Genomic DNA, 11,969 nt, shown 5'->3' with positions numbered 1-11,969 from the left:
CACTTCCTGCGCTTATGTTGCACAGAAGGAGTAAGCACGGAATCTCTTGTCTTTTTTCGCGCACGGGTTATACTCCCATACAGAAGCAACAACTTCTGTATGTTTCAAAGCAACCCCGTTAATCTTCTCGTCCGGCCAAGGTGAAGAGATTCTCGGGGTTTTGTTTTATCTGGAGTTTGATATTTACTACCCCAGATCCTGCCAACTTATGGCTTGGCTACCAATCATACCTGAACTCAATCGTCGGGACTCTAACACTAAGATCCCAAACGATCAATTTAAAGAAATCCAAGAGCTAACCATTAACCATGTGCCTGAGAATCCTGGGATTCCAGAGCTTTTTTCATCTTCTCAAAAAGCTCTAGTGGCACACAGTAGAACACTGGTTTGTTATAGCTCAAAATTGCCAGAGCCTCGCCAGCAGTCGATGTCACTAGTTTTTCTGGATTAGCCTTAAGCTCAGAAACACCTGCAACACGGTTACAAAGAATCGTTCGCGACATTGAGAGCCCTCACAACAAGATAGCTAACTAATGCGACTCAGTATAGAACCACAATTAGACTTTAGAAAGTCTTATTATCGTTGATCTTTAAACGATCTGTGATCTAAAACAAACTTAAAACCTCCGTCTTGACTGAACGTTAGTTCCTGAGTAGCCTGTAATAGTTGGAATAGATGTCCAACCGGGCGTGGAAACCCGACTTTACGTGTACAAAAAACACGCTTTTGCGTGTTTTTTATTGCCTGTCGCCGTTTGTATCTCAATGGTGGCTCAGGTGGGGCAACCGTCAAGGTTGGCCGGGTACACGTAACCGGTATTTCCACCCCTGCCTGGGCTACCACCAGAAGCGTGGAAACTTCGAGGTAGCTTTCGATACTATCTACGTGGAGGCTGAAACGATGGCCACATTTGCTACCTGCCTAGCATTTTTCACATCAATCCAATCACCCAAAGCTGTTCCAGACGTGAACAGATCCACAAAACCTATTCTCAATGCAGGGCTTTACCCTTTCGTAAAAAGATTAAAGAAACTGCCTATTCTACCGTCAACTCCTATTCACTTATGTTAAATAGGAGACCGGTATGTTACAAAATATTATGCAAAATCAAGCAGTTGAAATGGTACACAAACATTTTCAACCACTTTCGAGAAAGCAACTTGAAATCTGTCTCCTTCATACATTTGGAGTAGCCAAAAGTATTATTGCCAGTAATTATAATATTACTGTTGAGGCGGTTAAGCAGAATATAAAAAGAAGCGTGCAGAAACTCGAACTGGATAATAGTGATGCACTGAGGGTTGCTTTACTCTCTACAATATTTGTAATAATGCTCAATAAATAATCATAGAATGTACCCTAACGGGTACATTTTTTAAGATTCATCTCATTTTACTTTACAACAAATAAAAAAATTAAGATCATTAAACTGAGTTTTATAAGTTGATCCGGCCTAGTATAACTTTGAAACTCATCACAAGAGCATCCTGAGCCTTGAAGGCGTTCGAACTACAGCATGCAAACTTAAGTGTTTGTTAGTAAGACTGTTTCGCCTTCATGGTTGAGTATGTTCGACCCCATTGAACTTGAATTATCCTTTCATGGATCAATTCTGCGCGAAGCGTTCAAAAATGAATATTGAGACTGTATGTAACCAACAATGGTATCTTGCTCTCTATATTACCGGGGGCAAAAACCGCGAGAACTTATTCGACTGGCTACACGACAGGAGAATAACTCCCTGGACACCTTTATCCTTAACGCAAATACGGCGTGCGGATGCCCCGCATGTTTTCAGAAAAAGGATCTCGGCCGTTTTCCCAGGATATTTCTTCCTTAAGGCAGATTTCGAATCACAGAAAATAGATATGATTCGGGCGCACTCTGCATTCTGCGACTTTGTGAAATTCGGCAGTAAAATTGCCCCTGTGAATACAAGGGTAGTCGAAGCGTTAATGAAGAAATACCCCGACCCGACTCATCACCCTGCTGCAAGAGCTGAACTCGAAGCGGCATCAGATATCTGGCTGACAAAAAGCCAATACAAACGCCTTACACAGTTAGATAAAACGGATCATCCCATATCCCGGACTGCAATGCTGTTCGATATGATCACCTATGCTGATGCGTGGGGATTTTAAAATGTACTTAACCGAGCCTCTTAAGCTGGTCCAAACCAGTTTTACACCATCCCTTTAGTTTCCCCCGTTCACGGGGGCTTTTTTCACCGTTTTCCGGCAATGACGTCTGGGCTGGCCCTGCCCAATGAACACCCTCTGTTCCTGTAGCCAGCCTGCTTTCAGGCTTCTTTCATTCTGGCGGAATGAAGGTACAGACGTCATTGCCAGAAACCGGAACCAGAGAGAGACAAACCATGCAATCCACCCAGGAACAGGTCAGCCATCTCTTGTGGTGCATTCTCGTAGCCTTACGTACGGCAGTCGAAAACCATCACATAACCTCAGAGCGTGGCAAACGTAGATTCATCACAGAATGGCTAAGCGGAGCACGAAGAATACCAACATTCAAAGGGATGGGTAGCGAGTTTATGACTATCCGGCAGTTGCTCGAAACCGAACGGAATCGTCCCATTGATGACGTCCTGACTGCGCTCTGGACCAACGCTGTTTCAACCGGGAACTGTGATCTGTTTCGTTTTCGGGCTGTCCTTAATTCACTTCTCGGCCTTGGCTGGAAGCACTGCCTTTGCCCCTGGCCTGAGCAGGTTGTAACTGAAATCATGGAACGCCAGCGGAATCGTAAGAACCACATCCTACAGTTCACCCGTATGGAAGAAGCATTTACCGCGACAGGCTCAATGACTTCCCCCGTCACGCTTCAACTCCTCCTGAAAAAAAATGAAGATGATGAGGTAGAAAAGTCTTTCTATCTCGATCGTTTCTCTGTTGTCCGTGGCCGCGATATCTCACTACCCAAAGCCACTCTTCGCACACTCTATATCGGACATCACACACTGCCGGAGTCAGCATGGGGTGCACGTGAAGGTGTCCGCTACGGGGATGTATGGCGCCCTGACCTTCATTAATCTTTTTGCCGAGGCTTAATCATGAAAACGCATATATTGGGCGTGCTATGTTCCCTGCTGGCGTTATATGGCTGCAACGGAGCTACTACTTCAAACCAGGCTCCTCACCGTAATGAAATCGGGCAGTATCAGAAAAACGGAACTGCATACATTCCTGTCAGAGCCAGTATTTACGAGCTTTCCACTCCCGTAACGCCTGAACTAAAGGAATTGCTGGAACAGCCAGGTGCAAAAATATCTTTAAGACCGGTCAGCTCTTCACTGGAAGACGAACTCACGGAGCTGGTCGCTAAAGGGAACGTCAGACTGCTCTACGATATGTCCGGAGTCACAACCAACAACAAGGAATTACTTTTCTCTGTTTCAAATTACTCCGCTCAACAACACGCAACGACAGGGGTGAAGAAGAAAGAAAATGTCGAGGATGATCTCTCATTAGTGATCACGCCGGCTCTTTCCGCAGACTCTGCACTAATGCAGATGACCGTAGAGCTTTCCCGGACCACTGGCAGCTCAAAAAATGAACACTCCAGTTACACTATCAACTTCCGACAACTTCTCAGGTTAAAGGGGGGACAGAAGCTCAGTGTTGCTCTTCCCCTCAATGATGAAACGAACCGCCTCATTATCATCACTCAAAAAACATAACCGTCCCGACTCGTCACATCCAGCTCTCTTTCATATCTGTATTTCACTAACAACTAACTCCGGAGTAAAAACATGAAACGTATTACCCTTGCCGTATTGCCGCTTATTCTGAGCGCCTGCTCGTCCTCACAGCCCGATCAGCGTATTGACATAACTCACGGCAAATCAGCCTCTGTACAAAAAGTGGTTTCTCTCAGGATGGATGCGCCGCTCAGCCAACCTGTTACTTTCGACAACTCAGACAATGTCCGCTATGTAAATTCGGTCACTACTGAAGATGGAAAAATCGTCAGTAAGGAATACCGCACTCTCTCTTATGGGACCACGGTCAGGGCTGTCGTCAGCGATGCAGGGGATGACAAACAACTCGTTTCACTGGCGGTACGACACGCCTGCCATCCCGAATTATCAAAACTCTCAGCTGGCTCAGCCGAGGAAGGGATAGACCTGCCCTCGCAAAATTACATAACTCAACAGCAAAAAATTCTGATAGCGCGCGGAGACGATGTTCTGATCAGCGGTACCGGTTTTGACGCGAACTGTGCTTTTCCACGTATTACCGTTCACCCCACCGAATAACCCCGGGGATCATCATGAAAAAACTTGCCCTGCCCCTGTTAATACCGTCGCTGTTAAGCAGTTGCGCGGGATTTAATAACCGTAACATTGCTCCTGACACACCTGCGCTCGTGTTTGTCGACGGCCAGATCAGCGATAGTGCCGATATCATTACACAGACACAGCGGCGAATTGCGCCTCCGGCGGCCACTCCCGTTCCCGTACGCCAGCCGACATCTGTAGCGGTAACATCGCAGACCTCCCCGCTGCCGCAACCAACAATGATGGCCTCCTCCGCAAAACAAGTCAGCTCAGTGAGCCCCATCATGAATCCAGCGCTGCCGGCACTCACATTTACCGGCACACCAGGTCCCGTTGCCGTTCTGTCATTATCACCGGTGCGTAACCTCACTTTCGAACAGTGGGTCAGGCGCATCATTCCGACTGGCTGGACGCTGAACTATGAGAATGCCCTGCGACCTGTACTGAATACCCGTATCGTCTCGGTCGACACCAATGACCAGTGGACCAGGGTGCTCAACCGTCTGCTGACAGAGCAATCCATCCAGGGTCAGCTGGACTGGGATCGTCATGCCGTCACATTGCAGCGAAAGGGGCAAACCGCTCAGATGACCGTCCCTGCACTGTCCACTGGAAACCTCCCTGCTCCACCACAGGCGTCTGGCGCGCCGAGAAATCCGTTCAGCGGACCGGAGGTGACCCAACCCATACCGCCGGCAGCGGTTAAAACCAGCACATCCTCTGTAACAACAAAACCGGTGAAGGCACCAACAGCGGTAGTTAAAGCACAACCAGCCACCGGGGAACCAGTCGCACCTGTGGTTCAGGGTAAAACCTGGCTGGCGCCATCGGGAACGACTCTTCGGGAAATGTTGATGAAATGGGCTCAGGATACCCGCTGTGAATCAGGCGCATCATCGCACTGGACGGTTATCTGGCCAGTATCCGTGACGGATTATCGGCTTGACGCACCACTGACCTTCCGCGGCTCATTTGAAACCATGCTCGGTCAGATGTTCGACCTTTACCGTTCAGCACAGAAACCGCTTTATGCTGAAGCTTCCCGCATGCAGTGCGTGGTATCTGTCACAGACACTCCGGCAGGTCGGTGATGGGTTGGGTCATACTGGCAATCAGCATGATATTTTTCCTGATTGTCGGTGATATAGATTCGCAACAAAATCAGACCAGCCGGACTGCAATACAGACGCAGAGCGGCCAGCTTTATGCCACCCAGATCCTTACCATCGCCAACCGCGTTAACGACTGGCGTTACAAAACTGGCCAAACGAACGGCACAGTTCCAGTTGACCAGCTGGGTCTTCCCTTTACTCCCGACGCTCGGATCCAGTACCGGTTACTTCAGAGTAGATTGTGGGTCTGGATGCCGGAACAAGCTGGACTCGTTGATGCCTTACGGGCACAGAGTCGCGGTTCGGCACTCATCGGCACCATGAGAAGCGGCCAGTTAATCTGGCTTTCCGGTCTGGCCACCGGGCTCACGGCTCCACAGGGCGTTCCTGAAGGCGCTGTGGTTTACCTCAACTAATCCGGATTTCCCCCATGAAGAAAACCCTTTTGCGGCACCTGCTAATGGCGTCCTGCTTTGCCATGCTCGCAGGCTGTACCTTCTCTGAAATCAACAAAATGCAGACTAAGGCACAATCTGACGCCACGGTAGCCCGCGCACAGGCACAGCTCCCGCGGACACAACATCAACAACCACTGACCTGGACGGAGCGTCAGTGGATTAATCCGAGTCCTATCCCGGTCGCCGTTCGTGAACGGAACCACCAGGCTCCGTCATGTAATATCACCCAGGCAAAAAATACAATTACGCTACAGGAACTGGCACAACGCATCACCGCGCTGTGTGGAACCCCCGTTATTTTTACTCCTGACGCCCTTGATATCAGCCAGAGCAGCGTCAGTACCGGCGTCACACGCCAGATAAGTGGCACACTACCACCACCTGATGACAGCGGTCGGACGCCACTGGCCAGTCTGGGGGGTGTAAATTCTTTGCCGACTGGAGGAACCAGCCAGCCCCTCAACCTTACCGGACTGATGTGGCAGGGAGACCTGGGCGGGCTTCTGGATCTGATGGCCAGCCGTAGCGGTCTCTACTGGCGAATGGATAATGGAACTATCGTGTTCTATCTGATGGAAACCCGGACCTATTCGCTGGCCATGCTGAACACTAAAACGTCCAGCACGTCGAGCGTCAGCTCAGGGACGACCAGCAGTATGGGAGCCACCAGTGGTACAGATAACTCCGCCTCCGGCGAATCTACAACCTCCCAAAGCACAACCACGGGGCAGGAATACGATTTGTATGCTGATCTGCGAAAAGCTGTGGAGTCGATGCTGACCCCGAACAAAGGTCGCTACTGGCTGTCCTCCTCCAGCTCATCACTGATTGTGACAGACACGCCGTCAGTACAAGCCGCTGTGGCCCGTTATGTGAACGAGCAAAATCTCATCATGAACAGGCAGGTAGCCCTGAATGTTGAAGTCCTGAGCGTCGGTAACTCACGAAACGAAGATTTCCGGATTGACTGGAACCTGGTGTACAAGTCACTGCACTCTGCTGGCGCCACGCTTAACAACGCGACGGGGGATCTCACTGGTGGTATTTCTGCCGGCGCGTCCATTCTTGATACCGCTACTGGTAATGCCGCGAAGTTTGCTGGCTCCAGCCTTCTGCTGAAAGCGTTGTCAGAACAGGGCGATGTCAGCGTCGTCACTTCTCAGTCCAGTACCGTGACTAACCTGACGCCCGTGCCTATTCAGATGGCAGATCAGACGGTCTATGTAGCGCAGTCGGCTACAACGACAACCACCGATGTCGGCGCCACTACAACGCTGACTCCTGGGATGATCACCACCGGTTTCAACATGACCCTGTTACCGTTGATTCAGGAAACAGGTAACGTTCAGCTACAGGTAAACTTCAACCTGTCAGATCCACCGACCATCCGTAACTTCACGTCAAAAGACGGGAACTCTTACATCGAGATGCCATATACCAAACTGCGCTCTCTGAGCCAGAAGGCAAATCTCCGGGCCGGGCAATCGCTGATCCTTACTGGTTTTGATCAGAACAATACCTCCGTCAATAAATCCGGCACCTTTACGCCAGGGAACCCGCTCTTGGGCGGAAGTCAGTCAGGTAAAAACGAACGGACCACCCTGGTCATCGTGATCACACCGACATTCCCGCAAAGTTCCGGAGGCTGAAATGAAGGATGAGGATTACCTGTTTACAATCCGGGATGGAAAATCCCGCAGCCGTTACTGGCTGGCGGGGATGGACTGGGCGCCAACGGAAAAACAGAAATTTCGGCTGCCGTCATTTCAACTAAGAAAATCACGTTCCGGAAGAACAGACGGCGTTGGCGTCCACACCTCAACCGGACAATTCAATACACGGGAAAAAGGGCAATCAGTCGCAGGGAGTGGCAGATTGCCCGTCCGTTATCGACGTCACCAGCTCTTTTCGCTGGCACTCGCGTTCTGTGCCAGCACACGAAATGGATACGGCATTTATCGGCTGAGTAGTACCGACTTCGTGTTTCTGGCCAGTATTAATGGTGTGCCTGCCGTCACTGCCGATAAAACAGGGAGTGCGGACAAAATGCAGGAGCTGCTGACACTGTTCCTGAGCATGAACGAACCGCCCCCAGAAGGCTGGGACTGTCTGGCATCAGTGGAAACCCCCCTTGATGCTAACAGTCTCTTTGCCGGACTATCTGCACGCAGGCGACAGCAATGCCGTGTGCATGTAGATGGGCTCCGGAGACAGCGCTGGTTACTGGCTTGCGCGATACTGCTGCTCGGCTCAGGCGCCATTGCCTGGTGGCAGACGACCACACCACCGGAGGAACCGGTACTCACCGCTGAAGAAATACAGGCCAGGGCGCGCGCAATGTTCGCCAGTCAGGCAAAACCTAAGGTTTTGCCTCATCCCTGGGCACGCGAGGTAACAGCCCAGGCTCTGATCGAGGATTGTCAGAGAAAGACCGATCCGGCGCTACATGTTCTGGGGAGCTGGAAACTGGCATCCGGGACCTGCTCTCCTGACGGGATAACCCTTTTGTACCAGATTATGCCCGGTGGCACAGTTGAAGGGTTTCTCGCTCGCAGTCAGGAGGTCTTCGGTGTCACGCCATTATTCAATCTCAAGGAGGGGGGGCGGGAAGCCCGAATTTCATTACCGCCCCCGGACAGACCACTCAGAGATGAAGCAGTGCCTGACAGTTCATTGCAGCTCATCCCCATCCTCTCCTGGTTCCAGCGTCAGCAAATCACACTCAACATCATCGATGTAGCCATGCCTCCAGTCCTGCCGGGGTCGAACGGAGAACCGCCTCCTGTGCAGGACTGGCAGGAATACGCGTTTAGTTTTTCCGCGCCCCTCCCCGCCATCATCTTATTCGACGGTCTGGATGAAACTGGTATCCGACTTACCCGTTTAACATTCGAGCTGAACGGAAGTGCGTTCAGCTATACCACTGAAGGTAAAATTTATGCGTCAGCAAAGTAAATTTCTTCGGCAGGCGACACTCTGGCTCCTGCTGTCAATATTCGGGCCTTTACCCGTTCAGGCCTCTCAGTCAACGAACCAACAGGTATCACAGCCAGCAGGGAATCTGACACCCGGTGTGACAAAAGGGCAGCTTGAACAGCTGCATATACGAAACGTTATTCTTCAGGCAGAAGTTCAGGGGGCGCAACTGCAGCGCCAGCTTGAGGAAAATCAATCCAGCGCCAGCACTCCTGCCACCGCTCTTCCCGGTGCCTCCTTCGGCGATACTTCACTGCCCGGTCAGCCTGCACGCCCGGTTACCATGAATAATCGCCCTGTCGTTCTTGAGATTAACGGCCGCGATAAAAACCTCCGCGCCACACTGCAACTCCAATCAGGACAGTCATTGGTTGTATCGCCGGGAAGCCGTATTCCAGGGATGGAGAGCACAGTCAAGAGCATTACGCTAGCCGGCGTCACACTCAGCGATGGCACACTGCTTGCCTTTGGGGACTAACCATGAGCGCTATTACTGCAGAATCTCTTCTGCTGTTTGATGACGGTGACAGGAAAGAAATCCTCATCGATACCAACCAGCGAGGCGTCCCAAGTGTACAGGCCGCGCTGATGGACTTAATGAACAAACACCCGGGGATCAAACATCGGTTTGTCACTCTCTCAGACTTACGAGAGGCACGGAAAAAGCAGGAAGCTCAACCGCAGGCCAGCGCCAAGACAGGATTAACTCTGGCAGACCTGGATGGAGACAGCAGCCAAAGTGAGCAACGGATCCTGAACTATTTTTCAGTGGCCAAAAAGCTCGGTTCCTCAGATATTCACTTTCTGATTTCTGATTCGCTCTTCCAGGTCAAAATGCGTGTCCACGGCTATTTACATGTGGTGGATGAACGTCGGCGGGAGGAAGGAATGTCCCTCTGTGCCACCTGTATTCTCTCGATGTCGGATGTGTCAGAAACCAGCTTCTACCCACACCGGGAACAGGATGCACGACTCTCCCCGGCCATGATGCGGAAAATAGGACTGTTTGGTGCCCGCTACAGTCACCGTCCAACTGGCGATGGGCTGATTGCGGTTATGCGACTTATTCCGGATGACGGTAACAACGTACCTGACTTCCTGCAACTGGGTTATCTACCCGAACAAATCAAGCTGCTTAAACGCATGATTGACCGACCTGAAGGGAAGATCATCCTCTCGGGACCAACTGGTTCCGGTAAATCCACCACACTCCGTACCGCCTGCCGTGTATATCTGGATACCAACCCCGGGCAACACCTTCTGACCATCGAAGACCCACTTGAGGGGCAGGTCGTGGGAGCAGTTCAGACACCGATCATCTGCGACAAATCAGATGAGGAAGCAGTACGTATCGCCTGGGGAAAAGCTATCTCGTCAGCGCTGCGACTGGATCCGGACGCCATTATGGAGGGTGAAATGCGTGACCTTGTCTCGATGCTGGCCACCATTTATGCCGCCCAGACCGGGCACCTGGTGATGACCACCCTGCACACAAACTCAGCACTTGGCATCCCGGAGCGTATGGTTACGCTCGGTGTTAACGAAAATCTGTTGTGTGATGCCCAACTTTTAATCGGGCTAATCAGTCAGCGTCTGGTACCCACGCTATGTCCAGAATGTCGTATATCCTGGCAGGATAAGGTCAACACCTTAAGTGAGGAGGAAAAGAACTGGCTGGAGAAATACTGCAATATTGAAGGCGTCTGCTCGACCGACAGGCTCTATTTCCATAACCCGGACGGGTGTGAAGCATGCACACAGGTGGTGGAGATCAACGGCCAGGTGCGTGGCAAAGTCGGTCAGGGTATCAGGGGACGTACCGTCATTGCCGAGGTTATCGAGACCAATAACCGTCTTTTTAAACTGCTGAAAACTGACGGCAAGGTCGCGGCTCGCCAGTTCTGGATAAACAACATGCAGGGGATCAGTCGTGTCCGGCACGTTCTGCATAAAATCAACGAGGGGCTGGTCGACCCGCTGATGGCCAACCGGATCATTCCACTCGATGAAGATGAACGTCTGGAGGTGGATGATGCGTGAAATGCACTTCCTGAAACGACTCCGATATAACCTGGTTCGTAAGACGTTCAGCGGTCAGTATCGTGTTCAGTTCTATGATGCGCTGCGGTTTCTGATTGAAAACCGGCAGAAACTAAAGCCTTCACTGGAGAAAATGCGCAATGCATGGACGAACTTCGGCCAGAACTGGCATCCCTACGTTGAGCTGACGGACGACTGTATTGATGCGTTAAGGGAAAACAGCGGCGAAAAAACGCTGGAGCGTACACTCACCCGGTGGCTACCTGCCGCAGAAGCATCCGTTATAAGCGCCGGCATACGCAGTGAGTCACTTCCACGCTCACTAAGATACGCCTGTGCCCTGACCCACGCGGGTAAGCGTATTCGCGCAGCTGTATGGCAGATGGCCATCTATCCGATTGGTTTTGCCATCATGTTGTCCAGTTCCATCTATGTACTGAATGCCGAGCTACTTCCCACGCTGACAGAAATCAGCCCGCCAGAGAACTGGACCGGGGCGCTAGGGTTTCTTTACGGGATCTCAGTGTATTTCAGTGAGTATGGAGTGATAACCGGCATCGCCGCCACCGCTTTAATTATCTGGACGGTCTGGTCACTCCCGCGCTGGCATCGCCCTGACAGGCTTCGTCGTATATTCGACGGGCTGATGCCATGGTCGGTTTATAAGGATATTCAGGGCGCGACCTTCCTGTTGAACATCGGTGCACTGCTACAGTCCGGCGTAAGAACCAAAGACGCGCTGGAGATCCTGCTGGAAACGGCATCCCCCTGGCTTGCTGTGCGTATTGATGCGATTACCGAACATGTGCGTGAAGGTAAACATTTCGGACTGGCTCTGAAGGACTGTGGTTACGATTTTCCGTCGCAGGAAGCGGCCAACTTCCTCTCCCTTTTGCAGGGTGATGGAGACGATGAAATCATCATTAACTACGGACAGCGCTGGCTTGAACAAACCCTGGAGCGCGTAGCAAAGCGCGCTGTTGTAATCCGCGGACTCATGTTCCTGGCAATGATCCTGATGCTTCTGCTTCTGGTCCTTGTCGTTATGGATATTAATGCCCTTAACAGCTCGTCGGGCTCTTTTTAAA

Annotated in this window: 13 protein-coding genes; 12 read left to right on the top strand and 1 reads right to left on the bottom strand. The window is 51.2% G+C overall.

Annotated features, from left to right (window positions below; translation table 11 throughout):
- Nucleotides 1-302 precede the first annotated feature (302 nt).
- The gene (locus tag ACQG03_RS23250) at nt 303-503 is read right to left on the bottom strand and encodes a type II toxin-antitoxin system Phd/YefM family antitoxin (RefSeq protein ID WP_072021765.1); all 201 of its coding nucleotides are present in this window, start codon (nt 501-503) and stop codon (nt 303-305) included.
- Nucleotides 504-1,085: 582 nt separating this feature from the next.
- Here ACQG03_RS23250 and ACQG03_RS23245 point away from each other — a divergent pair.
- From ACQG03_RS23245 to ACQG03_RS23190, 12 genes are all read left to right on the top strand, one after another.
- Nucleotides 1,086-1,346, top strand: coding sequence for a hypothetical protein (locus ACQG03_RS23245; RefSeq protein ID WP_032650430.1), 261 nt, complete (start codon nt 1,086-1,088; stop codon nt 1,344-1,346).
- A gap of 286 nt (nt 1,347-1,632) precedes the next feature.
- Entirely contained in the window at nt 1,633-2,142 is a 510-nt protein-coding gene (locus tag ACQG03_RS23240; RefSeq protein ID WP_032650428.1) for a transcription termination/antitermination NusG family protein, read from the top strand.
- Between the two features lie 233 nt (nt 2,143-2,375).
- A complete protein-coding gene (locus tag ACQG03_RS23235; RefSeq protein ID WP_045347674.1) occupies nt 2,376-3,047 on the top strand; it encodes a hypothetical protein in 672 nt (223 codons plus the stop codon).
- 21 nt (nt 3,048-3,068) lie between these two features.
- Nucleotides 3,069-3,695: a hypothetical protein gene (locus ACQG03_RS23230; RefSeq protein ID WP_032650424.1), complete on the top strand. Its 627-nt coding sequence runs from the start codon at nt 3,069-3,071 to the stop codon at nt 3,693-3,695.
- Nucleotides 3,696-3,767: 72 nt separating this feature from the next.
- The gene (locus ACQG03_RS23225; protein WP_032650422.1) at nt 3,768-4,274 is read left to right on the top strand and encodes a hypothetical protein; all 507 of its coding nucleotides are present in this window, start codon (nt 3,768-3,770) and stop codon (nt 4,272-4,274) included.
- 305 nt (nt 4,275-4,579) lie between these two features.
- Complete coding sequence (locus ACQG03_RS23220; RefSeq protein WP_274621721.1) at nt 4,580-5,386, top strand: toxin co-regulated pilus biosynthesis Q family protein; 807 nt, start codon at nt 4,580-4,582, stop codon at nt 5,384-5,386.
- Between the two features lie 26 nt (nt 5,387-5,412).
- Nucleotides 5,413-5,823, top strand: coding sequence for a type IV pilus biogenesis protein PilM (pilM, locus tag ACQG03_RS23215; protein ID WP_225990878.1), 411 nt, complete (start codon nt 5,413-5,415; stop codon nt 5,821-5,823).
- Between the two features lie 14 nt (nt 5,824-5,837).
- The gene (locus ACQG03_RS23210; protein WP_032650416.1) at nt 5,838-7,514 is read left to right on the top strand and encodes a PilN family type IVB pilus formation outer membrane protein; all 1,677 of its coding nucleotides are present in this window, start codon (nt 5,838-5,840) and stop codon (nt 7,512-7,514) included.
- A 1-nt stretch (nt 7,515) separates the two neighbouring features.
- Nucleotides 7,516-8,820, top strand: coding sequence for a type 4b pilus protein PilO2 (gene pilO2, locus ACQG03_RS23205; RefSeq protein WP_032650414.1), 1,305 nt, complete (start codon nt 7,516-7,518; stop codon nt 8,818-8,820).
- Nucleotides 8,804-9,319 (top strand): type IV pilus biogenesis protein PilP, encoded by a 516-nt coding sequence (gene pilP / locus ACQG03_RS23200; RefSeq protein WP_080298886.1) that lies wholly within the window; start codon nt 8,804-8,806, stop codon nt 9,317-9,319. The genes pilO2 and pilP overlap by 17 nt, the downstream gene beginning before the upstream one ends.
- Before the next feature lie 2 nt (nt 9,320-9,321).
- Complete coding sequence (locus ACQG03_RS23195) at nt 9,322-10,881, top strand: GspE/PulE family protein (protein ID WP_032650411.1); 1,560 nt, start codon at nt 9,322-9,324, stop codon at nt 10,879-10,881.
- The gene (locus ACQG03_RS23190; protein ID WP_032623575.1) at nt 10,874-11,968 is read left to right on the top strand and encodes a type II secretion system F family protein; all 1,095 of its coding nucleotides are present in this window, start codon (nt 10,874-10,876) and stop codon (nt 11,966-11,968) included. The genes ACQG03_RS23195 and ACQG03_RS23190 overlap by 8 nt, the downstream gene beginning before the upstream one ends.
- The last annotated feature ends 1 nt before the right edge of the window (nt 11,969 follow it).

It is taken from the genome of Enterobacter cloacae complex sp. 342H5 (genome assembly GCF_050030905.1).
Lineage (GTDB): Bacteria > Pseudomonadota > Gammaproteobacteria > Enterobacterales > Enterobacteriaceae > Enterobacter > Enterobacter intestinihominis.
This window is presented reverse-complemented; position numbering and strand designations above follow the sequence as displayed.

Coding starts and splice junctions, on each gene's coding strand:
- ACQG03_RS23250 (WP_072021765.1), bottom strand. CDS start 503: ATGTCGCGAACGATTCTTTGTAACCGTGTTGCAGGTGTTTCTGAGCTT.
- ACQG03_RS23245 (WP_032650430.1), top strand. CDS start 1,086: ATGTTACAAAATATTATGCAAAATCAAGCAGTTGAAATGGTACACAAA.
- ACQG03_RS23240 (WP_032650428.1), top strand. CDS start 1,633: ATGAATATTGAGACTGTATGTAACCAACAATGGTATCTTGCTCTCTAT.
- ACQG03_RS23235 (WP_045347674.1), top strand. CDS start 2,376: ATGCAATCCACCCAGGAACAGGTCAGCCATCTCTTGTGGTGCATTCTC.
- ACQG03_RS23230 (WP_032650424.1), top strand. CDS start 3,069: ATGAAAACGCATATATTGGGCGTGCTATGTTCCCTGCTGGCGTTATAT.
- ACQG03_RS23225 (WP_032650422.1), top strand. CDS start 3,768: ATGAAACGTATTACCCTTGCCGTATTGCCGCTTATTCTGAGCGCCTGC.
- ACQG03_RS23220 (WP_274621721.1), top strand. CDS start 4,580: ATGAATCCAGCGCTGCCGGCACTCACATTTACCGGCACACCAGGTCCC.
- pilM (WP_225990878.1), top strand. CDS start 5,413: ATGATATTTTTCCTGATTGTCGGTGATATAGATTCGCAACAAAATCAG.
- ACQG03_RS23210 (WP_032650416.1), top strand. CDS start 5,838: ATGAAGAAAACCCTTTTGCGGCACCTGCTAATGGCGTCCTGCTTTGCC.
- pilO2 (WP_032650414.1), top strand. CDS start 7,516: ATGAAGGATGAGGATTACCTGTTTACAATCCGGGATGGAAAATCCCGC.
- pilP (WP_080298886.1), top strand. CDS start 8,804: ATGCGTCAGCAAAGTAAATTTCTTCGGCAGGCGACACTCTGGCTCCTG.
- ACQG03_RS23195 (WP_032650411.1), top strand. CDS start 9,322: ATGAGCGCTATTACTGCAGAATCTCTTCTGCTGTTTGATGACGGTGAC.
- ACQG03_RS23190 (WP_032623575.1), top strand. CDS start 10,874: ATGCGTGAAATGCACTTCCTGAAACGACTCCGATATAACCTGGTTCGT.